At 71.7% G+C, this 16417-nt stretch carries 13 protein-coding genes; 8 read left to right on the top strand and 5 right to left on the bottom strand.

The annotated features are described in order from the left end of the window. Positions 1-65: 65 nt before the first annotated feature. The 8 genes from ACGFNN_RS18415 (at position 66) to ACGFNN_RS18450 (ending at position 8908) form a co-directional block, all read left to right on the top strand. On the top strand, positions 66-1628 hold the full coding sequence (locus ACGFNN_RS18415; RefSeq protein ID WP_393557044.1) for a GMC family oxidoreductase: 1563 nt from the start codon (positions 66-68) through the stop codon (positions 1626-1628). Beyond that, positions 1625-2701 (top strand): glycine betaine/L-proline ABC transporter ATP-binding protein, encoded by a 1077-nt coding sequence (locus tag ACGFNN_RS18420; RefSeq protein ID WP_393557046.1) that lies wholly within the window; start codon positions 1625-1627, stop codon positions 2699-2701. The genes ACGFNN_RS18415 and ACGFNN_RS18420 overlap by 4 nt, the downstream gene beginning before the upstream one ends. Then, the gene (locus ACGFNN_RS18425; RefSeq protein WP_393557048.1) at positions 2701-4680 is read left to right on the top strand and encodes an ABC transporter permease; all 1980 of its coding nucleotides are present in this window, start codon (positions 2701-2703) and stop codon (positions 4678-4680) included. The genes ACGFNN_RS18420 and ACGFNN_RS18425 overlap by 1 nt, the downstream gene beginning before the upstream one ends. 1 nt (position 4681) lies before the next feature. Further along, positions 4682-5665, top strand: a complete 984-nt coding sequence (locus ACGFNN_RS18430; RefSeq protein ID WP_393557050.1) for an ABC transporter substrate-binding protein — start codon at positions 4682-4684, stop codon at positions 5663-5665. Between the two features lie 142 nt (positions 5666-5807). Continuing rightward, positions 5808-6377 (top strand): PadR family transcriptional regulator, encoded by a 570-nt coding sequence (locus ACGFNN_RS18435; protein WP_393557052.1) that lies wholly within the window; start codon positions 5808-5810, stop codon positions 6375-6377. Beyond that, a complete protein-coding gene (locus ACGFNN_RS18440) occupies positions 6374-7114 on the top strand; it encodes an ABC transporter ATP-binding protein (RefSeq protein ID WP_393557054.1) in 741 nt (246 codons plus the stop codon). The genes ACGFNN_RS18435 and ACGFNN_RS18440 overlap by 4 nt, the downstream gene beginning before the upstream one ends. Further along, positions 7104-8438 carry an FtsX-like permease family protein gene (locus tag ACGFNN_RS18445; RefSeq protein WP_393557056.1) on the top strand — a complete coding sequence of 445 codons (1335 nt, stop codon included), beginning with the start codon at positions 7104-7106 and terminating at the stop codon, positions 8436-8438. Before ACGFNN_RS18440 ends, ACGFNN_RS18445 begins: the two co-directional genes overlap by 11 nt. Positions 8439-8536: 98 nt before the next feature. After that, a complete protein-coding gene (locus ACGFNN_RS18450) occupies positions 8537-8908 on the top strand; it encodes a VOC family protein (protein WP_362550557.1) in 372 nt (123 codons plus the stop codon). Between the two features lie 5 nt (positions 8909-8913). Here ACGFNN_RS18450 and ACGFNN_RS18455 read toward each other — a convergent pair whose 3' ends face one another. From ACGFNN_RS18455 to xylB, 5 genes are all read right to left on the bottom strand, one after another. Further along, complete coding sequence (locus ACGFNN_RS18455) at positions 8914-10797, bottom strand: ABC transporter ATP-binding protein (protein WP_393557058.1); 1884 nt, start codon at positions 10795-10797, stop codon at positions 8914-8916. 101 nt (positions 10798-10898) lie between these two features. Beyond that, positions 10899-12266 (bottom strand): cytochrome P450, encoded by a 1368-nt coding sequence (locus tag ACGFNN_RS18460; RefSeq protein ID WP_393557060.1) that lies wholly within the window; start codon positions 12264-12266, stop codon positions 10899-10901. 149 nt (positions 12267-12415) lie between these two features. After that, positions 12416-13240, bottom strand: coding sequence for a hypothetical protein (locus ACGFNN_RS18465; protein WP_393557062.1), 825 nt, complete (start codon positions 13238-13240; stop codon positions 12416-12418). Beyond that, complete coding sequence (locus ACGFNN_RS18470; RefSeq protein ID WP_393557064.1) at positions 13240-14523, bottom strand: VWA domain-containing protein; 1284 nt, start codon at positions 14521-14523, stop codon at positions 13240-13242. The genes ACGFNN_RS18465 and ACGFNN_RS18470 overlap by 1 nt, the downstream gene beginning before the upstream one ends. A 71-nt stretch (positions 14524-14594) precedes the next feature. Next, positions 14595-16082, bottom strand: coding sequence for a xylulokinase (gene xylB, locus ACGFNN_RS18475; RefSeq protein ID WP_393557066.1), 1488 nt, complete (start codon positions 16080-16082; stop codon positions 14595-14597). Positions 16083-16417: the final 335 nt, after the last annotated feature.

The following is a 16417-nucleotide window of genomic DNA, read 5'->3' on the forward strand; positions in this document are numbered from 1 at the left end:
GTCCCCTCCGCGGCCGTTCGCGGCACCACGCACACGTCAGAACCTTTCAGAAGGAGCAGTGACCGATGCCCCCGTCCCCCAGCACCGCACCTGTCGACTACGTGATCGTCGGAGGAGGCACGGCCGGTTCGGTCATCGCCTCCCGGCTCACCGAGGACCCCACCGTCACCGTGACCCTCGTCGAGGGCGGCCCCACCGACATCGACCGCGACGACGTCCTCACCCTCCGGCGCTGGCTCGGCCTGCTCGGCGGCGAACTCGACTACGACTACCCGACCACCGAACAGCCCCGCGGCAACTCCCACATCCGGCACAGCCGCGCCCGGGTCCTCGGCGGCTGCTCCTCCCACAACACGCTGATCAGCTTCAAGCCGCTCCCCGGCGACTGGGACGAATGGGCCGAGGCCGGGGCCGAGGGCTGGCACGCCGCGGCGATGGACCCCTACTTCGACCGGCTGCGCAACAACATCGTGCCGGTGGACGAGAAGGACCGTAACGCCATCGCCCGGGATTTCGTCGACGCCGCACAGGACGCCGCCGGCGTTCCGCGGGTGGACAGCTTCAACAGGAAGCCCTTCCACGAGGGGGCCGGCTTCTTCGACCTCGCCTACCACCCCGAGGACAACAAGCGCTCCTCCGCCTCCGTCGCCTACCTCCACCCCCACATCGAGGCCGGTGACCGCCCCAACCTCTCGATCCTGCTGGAGACATGGGCGTACCGCCTGGAGTTCGACGGCAACCGGGCCACCGGGGTGCACGTCCGCACCGAGGGCGGCGAGGAGCAGTTCCTGCGCGCCGCGCGTGAAGTCATCGTCTGCGCAGGGGCGGTGGACACCCCCCGGCTGCTGATGCACTCGGGTGTCGGGCCTGCCGGGGACCTCACCGCGCTCGGCATCCCCGTCGTCCATGACGCACCGGGCGTCGGGGAGAACCTGCTGGACCATCCCGAGTCGGTCATCGTCTGGGAGACGGACGGGCCCATCCCCGAGAACTCGGCGATGGACTCGGACGCGGGGCTCTTCGTCCGCCGGGACCCCGAATCACGGGGCCCCGACCTGATGTTCCACTTCTACCAGATCCCCTTCACCGACAACCCCGAGCGCCTCGGCTACGAGAAGCCCGAGCACGGCGTGTCGATGACCCCGAACATCCCCAAGCCGCGCAGCCGGGGCAGGCTCTACCTCACCAGCGCCGACCCCGAGGTCAAACCGGCCCTGGACTTCCGGTACTTCACCGACGAGGACGACTACGACGGCCGCACCCTGGTCGACGGCATCAAGCTCGCCCGTGAGATAGCGGGCACCGAGCCGCTGGCCCACTGGCTCAAGCGCGAGGTGTGCCCGGGGCCCGACGTCACCTCCGACGAGGACATCAGCGAGTACGCCCGCAAGGTCGCGCACACCGTCTACCACCCGGCGGGCACCTGCCGGATAGGAGCCGAGGGCGACCCGGCGGCCGTCGTCGACCCCCAGCTGCGGATCCAGGGCCTGGAGGGCATCCGCGTCGCGGACGCGTCCGTCTTCCCGTCCATGCCCGCCGTGAACCCGATGATCGGCGTCCTGATGGTGGGGGAGAAGTGCGCCGACCTCATCCGGGCCGCCCGTACGGAGGAAGGCGGTGCCCGATGAACGACACCGCCAACCCGGTGTTCAGCGTCCGTGATCTCTGGAAGGTGTTCGGCCCCAAGGCCGAACGCGTTCCCGGCACCGACCTCGCCGCCCTGCCGCCCGCGGAACTGCGTGAGCGCACCGGCTGCACCGCTGCCGTGCGCGACGTGTCGTTCGACGTCGCGAAGGGTGAGGTGTTCGTTGTCATGGGCCTGTCCGGCTCGGGCAAGTCCACCCTCGTACGCTGCCTGACCCGTCTCATCGAGCCAACCAGCGGCAGCCTTGCCATGGACGGCGAGGACATCCTGGCCATGGACAACGCCCGGCTGCGTCAACTGCGGCGCCACCGCGCCGCGATGGTCTTCCAGCACTTCGGGCTCCTCCCTCACCGCACCGTCCTCGACAACGTCGCCTACGGCCTCGAGATCCAGGGCGTCGGCAAGGCCGAACGGCGGTCCAAGGCGGCCGAACTGGTCGAGAAAGTCGGTCTCGCCGGCCTGGAGGACCGTCGTCCCGCCCAGCTCTCCGGCGGTCAGCAGCAGCGGGTCGGGCTCGCCCGGGCACTCGCCGTCGACCCGTCGGTCCTGCTCTTCGACGAACCGTTCAGCGCCCTCGACCCGCTGATCCGGCGCGAGATGCAGGACGAGGTGGTCCGGCTCCACAGCGAGGAGGGCCGCACCATGGTCTTCATCACCCACGACCTCGGCGAGGCGCTCCGGCTCGGCACCCGTATCGCGCTCATGCGCGACGGCGGCATCGTCCAGCTGGGCACCCCCGAGGAGATCGTCGGCTCGCCCGCGAACGACTACGTACGCGAGTTCGTCCGCGACGTGCCGCGCGAGCAGGTCCTCACCGTCGCCACCGCAATGCGCCCGCCGGCTCAGGGCGAGCACATCGACGGCCCGGCCGTCCGCCCCGAGGCCACCGTCTCCGAGGCCATCGAAGCGGTCGCACGCTCCGGCGAACCCGTCGCACGGGTCATGGACCACGGCAAGCTCCTCGGAGTCGTCGACCACGCCTGCCTGCTCGAAGTCGTCGCCGGAGCCGGAGCCGGAGTCGGAACCGGAGTCGGAACCGGCGGGGTGAGCCTCTGATGGCCACCGCCCAGGCGACCACCCGCACCGTCCCAGGCCCGCCGGGCAACGGCCCGATCACCGCCCTGCGGAGAAGGCCCGCCCTCGGGAAGATCCTGCTCCTGCTGGTGGCCGCCGCCGTCGCCGTACCCGTCGCCCACGCCCGATGGGGTGGAGGGGCCTGGCCCGGAGCACTCACCGTCGACCTCGGCGGACCGCTCGGCGAGGTCAACGACTGGATCATCGGCAACCGGGACAGCCACCCCCTCTTCCTCTACTTCTTCGGCCACATCAGCAACGCCGTCGTCCTGTCCGTACGCGGCGTCTACCTGGCGCTGCTGGCACTCGGCTGGGCCGGCGTCAGCGCTCTGGCCACGCTCGTCGCCTGGCGCACCGCCGGATGGCGCCTCGCCCTGACCGCGGGCCTGTCCTTCCTCGCCTGCGGCCTGCTGGGCATGTGGGTGCCGACCATGCAGACCCTCGCCCTGATGACCGTCGCGGTCCTCGCGTCCGTGGTGCTGGGCCTGGTCCTCGGGCTCGCCGGCGGCCTCTCGGACCGCACGTTCAGGGTTCTGCGCCCCGTCCTGGACACCATGCAGGTGCTCCCCGCCTTCGCCTACCTGCTGCCCGTCGTGCTGGTCTTCGGCATCGGCGTGCCCGGCGCCGTCCTCGCCACGGTGGTCTACGCGGCTCCGCCGATGGCCCGGCTCACCGCGCTCGGACTGCGCGGGGCGGATCCCGGCGTGATGGAGGCCGTCACCTCGCTCGGTGCGACCGGCCGCCAGCGCCTCCTGAGCGCCCGGTTGCCGCTGGCCCGCAAGGAACTGCTGCTCGGCCTCAACCAGACGATCATGATGGCGCTCTCCATGGCCGTCATCGCCTCCGTCATCGGAGCGGGCGGACTGGGTGACCGCGTCTACCAGGCACTCTCCTCCGTGGACGTCGGAGCCGCGCTCGCGGCGGGCATCCCCATCGTGCTGCTGGCCGTCGTCCTCGACCGTACGACCGAGGCGGCCGGCCGCCGGATCGGCACCGAACCCACCGGCCCGGTCGCCCTGCGCGGAGTGCGCGGCCGGGTCCTCACCGTCCTGGCGGCGGCCCTCGTCGCCGCCCTCGGCCGCCTCGCCGGCGGCCGGGTCTGGCCCGACGACGGGGTCGTCGCCATCGCGGGTCCGGTCAACACCGCCAAGGACTGGATGGTCGACCACCTCTACACCGGAATCCCGGTCATCGGCGGAACGGCCGACTGGGCCGCCCACTTCACCGAATGGGTCCTCAACCCGCTCCGCGACGGACTCCAGGGCCTCCCCTGGTGGGCGGTACTGCTGATCGTCGCCGCCCTGGCCTGGCCCATCGGCACCTGGCGCACCGCGCTCACCGCCGTCCTCGCCATGGCCGCGATCGGAGTGCTCGGTGTCTGGGACCTCTCGATGGACACGCTCAGCCAGGTCATCGCCGCGGTCGCCGTCACCCTCGTCCTGGGCTTCGGCATCGCCGTCGGTGCCGCCCGCAGCCGCCGCCTCGAACGACTGCTGCGCCCCGTCCTCGACGTGTTCCAGACGATGCCGCAGTTCGTCTACCTCATCCCGGTCGTCGCACTCTTCGGCGTCGGCCGCGCCCCGGCCGCGGCGGCCGCCGTCGTCTACGCACTGCCCGCCGTCGTCCGCATCACCACACAGGGGCTGAGGGGCGTCGACCCCGCCGCCCTGGAGTGCGCGCGCTCGCTCGGAGCGACCGGAGGCCAGCAACTGCGCCAGGTGCAGCTCCCGCTGGCCAGGCCGGCGCTGCTGCTGGCCGTCAACCAGGGCGTCGTCCTGGTCCTCGCGGTCGTCATCATCGGCGGTCTGGTCGGCTCCGGCGCACTCGGCTACGAGGTCGTGTTCGGCCTCGCTCAGGGCGACCTGGCCACCGGCCTCGTCGCGGGTGCCGCGATCGTCTGCCTGGGGCTGATGCTGGACCGGGTCACCCAGCCCACCTCGCGCCGGCGAAAGGAGAGCTGACATGACACGCACCCGTACCCACACCCGGCTCCGTACCGCGGCGATCGCCGTGTCGGCCGGAGCGCTCCTGACTGTGACCGGTTGCGGCGCGGCCGACATGACCCAGCAGGCCTCACCGTTCGCAGCGCCCGCCGGCATCAGGACGGTCACCCTGTCCGTCCAGTCCTGGGTCGGCGCGCAGGCCAACGTGGCGGTCGCCCAGAAGCTGCTCCAGGACGAGCTCGGCTACCGTGTCGACCTCGTCCAGACCGACGAGGTCCCCGCCTGGGACGCCCTCAGCCAGGGGCGCGTCGACGCCATCCTGGAGGACTGGGGCCACCCTGACCAGGAGAAGCTCTACGTCCAGGACAAGAAGACCATCGTCTCCGGCGGCGATCTCGGTGTCACCGGCCACATCGGCTGGTACGTGCCCAAGTACTGGGCGGACGAGCACCCCGACGTCACGGACTGGAAGAACCTCGACAGGTACGCGGACGAACTGCGCACCGCCGAGAGCGGTGACAAGGGCCAGCTGATGGACGGATCACCGTCCTACGTCACCAACGACAAGGCGCTGGTCAAGAACCTCGGCCTGGACTACAAGGTCGTCTTCGCCGGTTCCGAGGCCGCCCAGATCACCCAGATCCAGCAGTTCGCCAAGGAGAAGAAGCCCTTCCTCAGCTACTGGTACCAGCCGCAGTGGCTGTTCAACGAGGTCCCGATGGTCGAGGTGAAGCTCCCCGAGTACTCCGACGCGTGCGCCGCCAAGGATCCGGCGGACATCGACTGCGCGTACCCGACCACCCCGCTCAAGAAGTACCTCAACGCGGACTTCTCGAAGCGCGGCGGGGACGCCGCGGCCTTCCTGAGGAAGTTCCGGTGGTCGGAGAAGGACCAGAACGAGGTGTCCGAGATGATCGCCTCCGAACGGCTCTCGCCCGACGAGGCCGCCGGGCGCTGGATCGAGAAGCATCCCGGCACCTGGAAGGCGTGGGTCGGCAAGTGACCTGATCGAAAGCCCGTTCAACCGCCGCGGGGCGGTCCGGCCGTCGTGGTACCGGCCACGGCGGCCGACGGCGTGCTTTCGGCCGAGGGGCTGTCCGAAAGCACTATTCACTCAGTACATGTACCGGGTTTACAGTCCTCGCATGAGCATCCGCCATGTTCTTCTGGGACTGCTCGCGGCCGGTCCACGCCACGGCTACGACCTCAAGCGGCAGTACGACGCCCACTTCCCCCAGGCGCGCCCGCTCGCCTACGGGCAGGTCTACACGACGCTTCAACGCCTGGTGCGCGACGGGCTGGCAGAGGTGGACGGCACCGGCTCCGAGGGCGGCCCGGAGCGCACCCTCTACCGGTCCACGCGCGAGGGAGCGCGTGAACTCGGCTGCTGGGCCGAGGAGATCACCGCTCCGGCTCCCTTCGTGACCAACGAGATCTTCGCGAAGGTCGTGGTCTCGATCCTCGTCACCGCGGCCGGCGGGCGCGACGGCCACGACGAGGGGGGACCGGACGCGGCCGCGCACCTCCGGGCCCAACGCGCCGCCCACATGGAGCGAATGCGCGAGCTCACCGCGGTGAAGACCGCACCGGGCGCCGACCTCAGCACCGTGCTGTCGGCCGACTACGCCCTGGCCCATCTCGACGCCGACCTGCGGTGGATGACCACCACGTCGGCCCGTATCGACACCCTGACCGCGGAGGTCAACGCCCTATGAACGCAGAACGCGAACTCCCCTTAACGGCACGGGACGTACTGATCTCGGCACGAGGCCTGAAGAAGGCGTACGGGGCGACGGATGCGCTCAGGGGCGCTTCCCTCGATCTCGGCGAGGGCGAGATCCTGGCCGTCACCGGCGCCAGCGGCAGCGGGAAGTCCACCCTGCTGCACTGCCTCGCGGGAATCGCCCGCCCCGACGAGGGCAGCGTCCACTACGGGGGCGAGGAACTCGGTGAGCTCCCGGACGAGCGACTCAGCGCGCTGCGGCGCGACGACTTCGGGGTCGTCTTCCAGTTCGGTCAGCTCATCCCGGAGCTCACGGCTCTGGACAACGTGGCGCTGCCGCTCCTGCTCGCCGGCGCCCGGCGCGGCCCGGCGAACCAGCGGGCGGGGGAGTGGCTGGAGCGCTTCGGGGTACGCGGTCAGGCGGAGCTGCGGCCGGGTGGCATGAGCGGGGGCCAGAGCCAACGGGTGGCTTTGGCGCGGGCGTTGGTCACCAGCCCACGAGCCGTCTTCGCGGACGAACCCACCGGGGCCCTCGACGCACTCGCCGGGGAACAGGTGATGACCGCGCTCGTGCACACCGCGCGCGAAACCGGCACCGCGGTCCTGCTGATCACCCACGACGCGCAGATCGCCGCCTACGCGGACCGCGAAGTGGTCCTGAGGGACGGGGCGGTCCGGTCCGGTGCCGCCGACACCGTGGGTCAGGAGGCCATCCGTCATGAGGGCTGACATCCGCGTCGCCTGGATCCTCGCGCGCGCGGCGGGACCCCGCGAACGGTGGCGGACCTCGCTCACCGCGCTGGGCGCCTTGTCGGCCACGGGCTTCGCCCTGGCGGCGATCACCGTCGCCGCGATACCGGGGCAGGTGTCGATCCCGTACGCTCACGGCCTGCTGGACCGCCCCGGGGAACGCGCGGGGATCGCCCTCTCCCTCGTGCTGCTGCTGATCCCGGTGCTCGCGTTCCTGGGGCAGTGCGCCCGAATCGGTGCCGTTCACCGGGACCGGAGGACCGCCGGGATGCGGCTCGCCGGGGCGACCGCGCGCCAGGTGCGGAGAATCGCGGGAGCCGAGTCCGCCCTCGCCTGCCTGGCCGGCTCGGTGACCGGATTCGGAGCCTTCACCGTGCTCCTCGCCGTCACCGGGCACACCCCGCGCCCCCTCGCATGGGCGGCCTTCGGCGCCGTGGTGCTCCTGGTTCCGCTCCTCGCCGCCGCGGTGAGCGTTCTCGCCCTGCGCAGGGTGATCTCATCGCCGCTGGGACACTTCCGCAGGACTACCCCCGGCCGGGGGCGTGGGACGGTGCTCGGCTTCCTGCTCGCCGCACTGCTGATCGCCACCGCCGCCCTGCTCGTGCTGCTGCCGCGTGGCGGCGGGGCGGCGCTCATTCCGCTGCTCGTCCTCGTTCTCGTCCTCCTCACCGGCGCGGGGGCGCTCTGGACGGTGGGGGCGTCGGCGGCCCTCATCGGCCGGAAGCTCACCCACCGCGCGAAGCACCCCGCGGTGCTCATCGCCGCGGCCCGCCTCGCGCACGACCCCTGGGCAGCCGCCCGGACCCATGCGGCGCTGCTGCTCGTCACGGTCGTAGGAGTGGCCTTCACGGGCGTGCGTGGAGTCCTGCTCGCGGAGCTGACCCGTCGGCAGTACCCGCCGGGCAACCTCGCCTTCTACACCACCGGCATCGACCTCGCCGGAGCGGCGGTCCTGATCGCCCTGGCCATCAGCCTCTGCGGTCTGGCCGTGGGCGCCGCCGAGTCCGTGGCCACCCGCCGAAGCGGACTCGCCGCCCAGGCCGCAGCCGGGGTGCCCCACCGTGTGCTGGCCCTGGCCACACTCCTGGAGACGGCGCTGCCCCTCGCTCCCGCCCTCCTGCTGGCGGGTGCCGGTGGGGCGGTGGTCTATCTCGCCTACGCCGCTGTCGTGGGCAACGGCTTCGTGCCCCTGCTCCCGCTGCTCGTCCCCTTCGCCGTCCACGCGGCCTGCCTGCTCGCGGCCGCGACCTCCCTGCCGCTCCTGCGCCGGGTCTCCCACCCCTCGGAGCTGCGGTTCACGTAGCGGCTCCGTCGGCAGAGAATGCCCGCACCCCCGCCCCGCCGTACGGTGGACCAAGGGCCCTCGCACATGTGAGAACAGGCCGGAACAGGGGAGTGGTCATGGCCGGAGAGATCTCCTTCTTCGAACTGGGGGTCGCCGACGCCGACCGGGCCCGGAGCTTCTACTCCGGGCTCTTCGGCTGGTCCTTCGCGCCCGGTACGACGGAGGGCGGCGGTTACGCGATCGGCACCGCCGGTGTCCCTGGCGGAGTACACGGAGGGGATGCCGGTGCCCGGCCGTACGTCTTTTTCCGGGTCGACGACATCGACGCGGCTGTCCGCCGGGTGCGTGAACTGGGCGGGACGGTACCTGAGGGCGACGCACCCGGAGGCGACGAGGAGACCGTGGAGCGCTTCGGCCGCTTCGTGCTGTGCCAGGACGACCAGGGATCCCCGTTCGGTCTCCACCAGCCGCCGCCGGCCGCCGGCTGAGCCGCTCAGCCGACGGACCTCAACTCCTCCGGCCGCTCGAACTGCGTGCGGTGCAGTTCCTCGTACCGTCCTCCGGCGGCCAGCAGTTCCTCGTGCGTACCCCGCTCGACCACCCGTCCGTCCTCGACCACAAGGATCAGGTCGGCGGACCGCACCGTCGACAGGCGGTGGGCGATCACCAGGGCGGTCCGCCCTGCGAGCGCCTCGGCCAGCGCCTCCTGCACCGCCGCCTCCGAGGTGGAGTCCAGATGGGCCGTCGCCTCGTCGAGGATCACCACCCGCTGACGGGCGAGCAGCAGCCTTGCGATGGTCAGCCGTTGGCGCTCGCCGCCGGAGAGCCGGTAGCCACGCTCGCCGACCACGGTGTCCAGGCCGTCGGGCAGCGACGCCACCAGACCGTCCAGACGCGAGCGGCGCAGCGCGTCCCAGACCTCCTCCTCGGTCGCCTCCGGCCGGGCCAGCAGCAGATTGGCGCGCACCGACTCGTGGAAGAGGTGCCCGTCCTGGGTCACCATGCCGAGGGTCTCGCGGATCGAATCGGCCGTCAGATCGCGTACGTCGACACCGTTCAGCCGGACGGCGCCCGCGTCGGTGTCGTACAGGCGGGGGAGCAGCTGCGCGATGGTCGACTTGCCGGCCCCCGATGACCCCACGAGTGCGACCATCTGCCCCGGCTCGGCGGTGAAGGAGACATCGTGCAGCACCCGTGAGCCGTCCCCGGAGTCGAGTGTGGCCACCTCCTCCAGGGAGGCCAGGGAGACCTTCTCCGCCGAGGGGTAGCCGAAGGAGACGCCGTCGAACTCCACCGAGACCGGGCCGTCCGGTACCCGGCGCGCGTCGGGCTTCTGGGCGATCAGGGGCTTCAGATCGAGGATCTCGAATACGCGCTCGAAGCTGACCAGTGCGCTCATCACTTCGACCCTGGCCCCGGCCAGAGCTGTCAGCGGTGCGTACAGCCGGGTGAGGAGCAGTGCGAGGGCGACCACGGCGCCGGGTTCGAGGGTCCCACGCAGTGCGAATTGGCCGCCGAGTCCGTAGACGAGGGCGAGCGCCAGCGCCGACACCAGGGTGAGCGCGGTGATGAAGGTGGACTGCAGCATCGCGGTGCGGACACCGATGTCACGCACCCGGCCCGCTCGGGCGGCGAATTCGGCGCTCTCGTCCGCGGGCCGCCCGAAGAGCTTGACCAAGGTGGCCCCCGGTGCCGAGAAACGCTCGGTCATCCGGGTCCCCATCGTGGAGTTGTGGGCGGCGGCCTCCCGCTGGAGATCCGCCATCCGGGCGCCCATCCGCCGGGCGGGCACGACGAACACCGGCAGCAGGACCAGGGCCAGCAGCGTGATCTGCCAGGAGATCGTGAGCATCACCGCCAGGGTGAGCAGCAGGGTGACGCAATTGGAGACGACGCCCGACAGGGTGTTGCTGAACGCCCTCTGGGCACCGATCACATCGTTGTTGAGCCGGCTGACGAGAGCACCGGTCCTGGTACGGGTGAAGAAGGCGACGGGCATCCGCTGGACGTGGTCGAAGACCGCTGTGCGCAGATCGAGGATCAGCCCCTCTCCCAGGTTGGCGGAGAGCCACCTGGTGAGGAGCCCGAGCGCGGCCTCCGACACGGCGATCAGCGCGATCAGCAGAGCCAGCCCGGTCACCCTGCCGGGGTCGTCACCCCGCACGATCGCGTCGACCACCCACCCGGCCAGGACGGGCGTGGCCACCGCCAGCAGGGCGGTGACCACGCTGAGGAGCAGGAAGCGCAGAATCCTCCCGCGGTGCGGCCGGGCGAACGCGGCGATGCGGTGCAGCGTGGCCCTGGAGAAGGGCCTGCGCTCCCGCTGGGCGGTCACCGTGCTCTGCAGCGAATGCCACGCCGTGACTTCCATGTCCATCTGTGCCTCCGGGATCCCGGGATCGGTCGGTACGCGGGGAACGCTAGGACCTCAAGCAAGATTGAGGTCAAGCGGTCCCGGCCGGCGTCACCCGTCGGCGCTCAGCGCGCCCGTACGGTGGCCATCACCTCCCGGTCGGGCTGAAGGGTCAGGGTGGGTACGGGATTCACCGTGCCCGGATCCACCTCCAGCTCGAACCTGCGTGCCAGGACGGCGAGGATCAGCACCGCCTCGACCATCGCGAAGCGCGTGCCCAGGCAGACCCGGGGCCCGCCCCCGAACGGGTACCAGGCGTACTCCGGTATGTCGTCCCCGCTCTCGGTGTCCCACCGTTCCGGCCGGAACTCCTCGGGCTCCGGGAACCACCGTGCGTCCCGGTGCGTGGCCCACTGGCTGCTCCACACCCTCGTGCCCTCGGGCATCGGTACGCCGCCGATCGTGGCACCCTCCTTGGCGATCCCGGTGACCAGCCAGATCGTGGGATACAGCCGGAGCGTCTCCTTCACCACCGCCTGCGCGTAAGGGAGTCGTGCGTAGTCGTCGATGCCGGGTTCCCGGCCGTCCAGCACCCGGTCGAGCTCCCCGGTGAGGGCTGCCAGCGCGCCAGGGTTACGGGAGAGCAGGTACCAGGCCCATACGAGGGTGGAGGCCGTCGTCTCGTGGCCCCCGATGTAGAGCGTGACGGTCTCGTCGCGGATCTCCTGGTCGGTGAGGTGCGCCCCGGTCTCGTCCACCGCGGTGAGCAGCCTGCTCAGCAGGTCCGGGCGGTCCCCGTCCCCGTCGCGGTGCCGGGCCACCACCCGTCCCACCTCTGCGTCGATCACCGCGGCGGCCTTCCTGATGCGGGCGCGCCCGGGGGTGGGGACCCAGTCGGGGAGCACCGCGCCGAGCCCGCTGAACTCCTTGCCGATCTCCTGCTGGGCGATGTCCATGGCCCGGCCCATGGACTCGGCGTCCGCGGGGGTGTCCACGCCGAAGATGGTGCGCACCGCGATCTTCTGCGTCAGGGCCGCCATCTCCCGCTTGATGTCGACGCGTTCGCCTCCCGACCAGGAGTCCGCCAGGTCCACGGCGCAGGCCGTCATCGTCGAGGCGTACGACTTGACCTGCTTGGGCCGCACCGACGGCTGCACCAGCGATCGCTTGCGCCTCCAGTCGGTGCCACGGGCGACGACGACGCCGTTGCCCATGACGGTGCGGAAGGCGATGCCCAGCAGCGGCTGGTCGAAGGTGCGTTCCGTCTCGGTGAGCAGCTCGCCGATGCAGTCCGGGTCGGCGATGAACACGCAGTCGTTGCGGCCGAAGCGCCAGCGGACCATGTCCCCGTACCCGCGCAGGCGCTCGAAGAAGGCGAGAGGGTCCTTGCCGAACTGCGGCAGGCTCCCCAGGAGGGGCACGCCCCTGGGCCCTTGGACGATCCGGTGGCCCCGAGGCTCGGCACCGAGGGCCGCACCGGTTTCCGTGGACATGGGAACTCCCGTCATCTGCCGTACGTGCTAGGTGAGTTGCTGAGCCTAGTAGCGTTCGGGCACGGGTTCGAGCCGCCTTTCGGGCACCCTGGAACGGCGTGAGGGCCGCGGACAGTGGTCCGCGGCCCTCACGCAGGGTGTCCGGCGTCTCAGACGCCCGGCGGTACCCGTGAGGGCCGGCCGGAGCCGCGCGTCAGTGAGTAGCCGAACACGCCTGCCAGCGCGGCGAGTACGCCGCCGCCCGCGGTCCACAGCCAGCGACTGGTCCACCAGCCCGAGGACCAGCCGTCCTCCGGCTCACTTCCGGCCACGGTGACGCCCTGGGCCGAGGCCGCGGACACGCCTGGCACCAGCGGCTCGGCGAGGCTGCCGCCCACGTCGGACGCGCCGCCCCGGTCGGTGGAGGTGACCTCGGTCTCGACCTCGACGGGCAGACCCAGGTCCTCCTCGGCCAGGTCGACCACCGTCAGGCGCACGTAGTAGCTGCCGGGCAGTGGGTCGGACGCCCACGGTTCCGACCAGGCGCGGACGGTACGCAGCACGCAGGACAGTTCGACGCTGCCGGCGTCCGGCGACGCCTTCCTGGTCTGGTGGCCGTACACACAGGCCTGCCGGCGACGGAGCCCGTCGTACACGTCGACCTGCCAGGTGGACGCGCCGTGGCGGGTGGCGCTCTCCGGCAGACTCACCTTCGCGCGCACGGTCGCCCGCTGTCCGGTGTCGGCAGGGAACACCCAGTAGAGGTAGTCACCCGTGGAGGCCTCGGCGGTCGCCGCCTGCTCCTGCCGGACCGGTGTGGCGGTGCGGAAGGTGGTGCCCGCCTCCGTCGGCCCCGCGGTCTCGTCGGCGGCGGGGCTCGCGCTCGCGGCCGGGTCGTCGGCGACCGCCGCGCCGGCCGAGGTCAGCAGGGTGACGGCTGCGAGCAGCGCAGCCGCGCCGGCTCGCCTGACGGTGTTTCCGCGTGCGGTACGCATCAGTTGGTCCTCCATACGGCGACACGCCAGCGAGAGATCCAGCCGAACAGCAGGCCGGCGATGAGCCCGGTGAGCACCAGGAGACCCAGCAGCCACCAGCCGTGGCCCAGGCCGAAGGCGGCCGCGTCGGGGGACTCGTCGGGGCCGTCCACCAGGTCGACGGTCAGCTCGACGGGCATGCCGGGGGTCGTCTTCACGGAGGCGGGCGCCGAGAAGGAGTTGCCGAGCTGGAGGCAGACCGTCTCTGCCGCGGGCTTCACATCGGTGTCGGAGCCGGCGTCGTCCTGCTCCGGCTTCGGATAGCGGAGCCCGGTGGAGATCGCGTCCGTGCGTCCCGTACCGGACTCCGACCCGCGGACGATCTCACGGCCGTGCGTCGTCATGGCGCGCAGCAGGATCCCGTAGTCGTCGTTCACGGCGCGGTCGGCGCCCACGCTCACCGAGGCGCGCAGTTCCTGGCCGGGCAGGACGTCCACCCGGTACCAGCGGTGCTTCCCGATCTCCTGGCGGTCGGTGTAGAGACCCGGCTTCAGGACCGGTGCGGCGGAGCAGTCGCCGGCGCCCTCGGTCGCCACCGGGGTCACGACGGGCTCGGCGGCCCGGTCGACCAACTGCTTCACCCGGCCGGAGAGTTCGTCGGTGTGCTGGACGGCTGTGTAGGTGCCGCCGGTGGCCTCGGCGATGCAGGTCAGCTGCTGACGGATCTTGGCGTCCGGCACCAGGCCCAGGGTGTCGATGACCAGGTGGATCCCCCGGGCGGCGATGTCACGCGCGACCTCGCAGGGGTCCAGCGGGCCGCAGGTGTCCTCGCCGTCGGTGATCAGGACGATCCGCCGGGTGGCGTCGCCGCCGTCGAGGTCGTCCGCCGCGCCGAGCAGGGCGGGGCCGATCGGCGTCCAGCCGGTGGGTGCCAGGGTGGCGACGGCGGTCTTGGCCTCGGTGCGGTCGAGCGGGCCGACCGGGTAGAGCTGCCTGGTGTCCTTGCAGCCGACCTTCCGGTCGTCGCCCGGATAGTCGGCGCCGAGCGTGCGGATCCCTAGCTCCACCTCCTCGGGTACCGCGTCCAGGACGTCGTTGAACGCGTGCTTCGCCGCGGATATCCGGGACTGGCCGTCGATGTCGCGGGTGCGCATGGAACCGCTGACGTCGAGGACCAGCTCGACCTTGGGTGAAGGAGTGGTGGGGGGTTCGTCGGCGGACGCCGGGACGGCGGTGCCCATCCCGGCGGCCAGGGTGGCGAGGAGAACGCACACCCCGGCCGTCAGCCGTTTTCTTGTGATCATCGGCGGATCCTATTGAAGATCCGCGATCATCCCCAAAACGCCTGCCCCGGAGGCTGTTTCGGGAGACCGGATCATCCGCCGAGCAGCGGCTCCGACGCCCTGTCGAGTACCGATCCGATGCGGTCCCACGCCTCGATGTCCCGTTCCACCGGCGACAGTTCGGCGTCGGAGGACTCCGAAGCAGTGGTCCATCGGGTCGCGATCGCCACGGGGTCCCCGCCGCCGGCCGCCGAAGCCGCCAGTGCTGCCGCGCCGAGCGCGACCAGCTCGCCGCCGCCCGGGATGATCAGCGGGCGTCCGGAGAGCCTGCGCACGGTATCCACCCAGGTCCGCCCCTGGGCGCCGCCGCCGATCAGCCGCAGTGGCCGCCCGGCCACATCCGGGTCGGCGGGGTCGAGCCCGCAAGCCCTCAGCAGCTCGTCGAGCGCCCGCAGCACGGTGAAGGCCGCGCCCTCGTACGCCGCGCCCAGCAGCTGCTGCGGCGTGGTGTCGTGCCGCAGCCCGGTCAGCAGGCCGGCCGAGGTCGGCAGGTCGGGGGTGCGCTCTCCGTCGAGGTAGGGCAGGAGCACGGCCTCGCCCCCGGGCGCCGCGTCGTCCCGGTGCAGACCGAGCAGCGCGGCCACCTTGTCGACGGCCAGGGTGCAGTTCAGGGTGCAGGCCAGAGGGAGGTACGTACCGTCCGCTGCGGCGAAACCGGAGAGCGCGGGGGAGGCGGGACGGGTCCCGGACGCGGCGAAGACCGTGCCGGAGGTGCCCAGGCTCAGGACCGGGTGGTCCAGCAGGCCCGCGCCGCCCAGGCCGAGGCCCACGGCGGCGCTCATGTTGTCCCCGGTACCGGCCGCGACGGCGATCCCCGCCGGAAGCCCGAGCGCCTCGGCCGCGGCCTGGGTCAGCGAGCCGATCCGGCTCCCGCCCGTGGGAGCGACCTCGGGCAGCATCGACGGGTCCAGGCCGAGGAGGCCGAGCAGCTCGGGGTCGTACGCCCCGGTCTCCGTGGAGTACCAGCAGGTGCCTGACGCGTCGCCCGGGTCGGTCGCCGCGACGCCGGACAGGCGCTCCGTGAGGAAGTCGTGGGGCAGCCTGACGGAAGCCGTCGCCTCGGCGTTCGCCGGGTCGTTCTCGCGCAGCCAGCGCCACTTCGTCGCGGTCATCGACGCCACGGGCACCGTGCCGGTGCGCGCGGTCCAGGCCTCGGGACCGCCCAGCTCGGCCACGAGGGCGGCCGCCTGCGGTGCGGAGCGGGTGTCGTTCCACAGGAGCGCGGGGCGCAGCGGCCTGCCGGACCGGTCGAGCGCCACCAGCCCGTGCTGCTGCCCGGCGACCGCGATGCCGGTCACGGCCGACGCGGAGAGGCCGGACTCCTTGAGCCCGGCCGCGACGGCATCGCGCAGAGCCTGCCACCACACCTCGGGGTCGGTCTCGCGGGCCCCGCCCTCGCCCGTGACGACGTGCGGGGCGCGGCCGACGGCGAGCAGCTCGCCGGTCTCGGCGTCGGTGACTGCGGCTTTCGTGGACTGGGTGGAGCTGTCCACGCCGATGACGACGGTACGCGGCGGCATGGGCTACCTCTTCTCGTGCGGTTTCCGGTGGTGCTGGTTTTGGGAGTGCGACAAACAAATTACGTGATCGACAGCCTTCCGAACAGGGGCGTCCCTCGATCGCGGGTCAGGAGGGGTCCGAGGGGTTACGTCCACCCGGTGGCGTGTGCATAATTAATTCTGTCAGTGAACAAATAGGCCCGGGGTGGCGACGACGGTCCCGGACCCCAGGTAGTCGAAGGCGGACAGACGATGACGGAACGCTTCACTCCCACCCCTGAGGACAGGTTCACCTTCGGTCTGTGGACCGTGGGCTGGCGTGGCAACGACCCGTTCGGTGAGCCGACGCGTCCCGC

The sequence above is a fragment of the Streptomyces sp. NPDC048590 genome (assembly GCF_043199535.1).
Classification (GTDB): Bacteria; Actinomycetota; Actinomycetes; order Streptomycetales; family Streptomycetaceae; genus Streptomyces.

Coding starts and splice junctions, on each gene's coding strand:
- ACGFNN_RS18460 (WP_393557060.1), bottom strand. CDS start 12,266: ATGTCCACGGAAACCGGTGCGGCCCTCGGTGCCGAGCCTCGGGGCCAC.
- ACGFNN_RS18465 (WP_393557062.1), bottom strand. CDS start 13,240: ATGCGTACCGCACGCGGAAACACCGTCAGGCGAGCCGGCGCGGCTGCG.
- ACGFNN_RS18435 (WP_393557052.1), top strand. CDS start 5,808: ATGAGCATCCGCCATGTTCTTCTGGGACTGCTCGCGGCCGGTCCACGC.
- ACGFNN_RS18455 (WP_393557058.1), bottom strand. CDS start 10,797: ATGGACATGGAAGTCACGGCGTGGCATTCGCTGCAGAGCACGGTGACC.
- ACGFNN_RS18445 (WP_393557056.1), top strand. CDS start 7,104: ATGAGGGCTGACATCCGCGTCGCCTGGATCCTCGCGCGCGCGGCGGGA.
- ACGFNN_RS18430 (WP_393557050.1), top strand. CDS start 4,682: ATGACACGCACCCGTACCCACACCCGGCTCCGTACCGCGGCGATCGCC.
- ACGFNN_RS18470 (WP_393557064.1), bottom strand. CDS start 14,523: ATGATCACAAGAAAACGGCTGACGGCCGGGGTGTGCGTTCTCCTCGCC.
- ACGFNN_RS18440 (WP_393557054.1), top strand. CDS start 6,374: ATGAACGCAGAACGCGAACTCCCCTTAACGGCACGGGACGTACTGATC.
- xylB (WP_393557066.1), bottom strand. CDS start 16,082: ATGCCGCCGCGTACCGTCGTCATCGGCGTGGACAGCTCCACCCAGTCC.
- ACGFNN_RS18450 (WP_362550557.1), top strand. CDS start 8,537: ATGGCCGGAGAGATCTCCTTCTTCGAACTGGGGGTCGCCGACGCCGAC.
- ACGFNN_RS18420 (WP_393557046.1), top strand. CDS start 1,625: ATGAACGACACCGCCAACCCGGTGTTCAGCGTCCGTGATCTCTGGAAG.
- ACGFNN_RS18415 (WP_393557044.1), top strand. CDS start 66: ATGCCCCCGTCCCCCAGCACCGCACCTGTCGACTACGTGATCGTCGGA.
- ACGFNN_RS18425 (WP_393557048.1), top strand. CDS start 2,701: ATGGCCACCGCCCAGGCGACCACCCGCACCGTCCCAGGCCCGCCGGGC.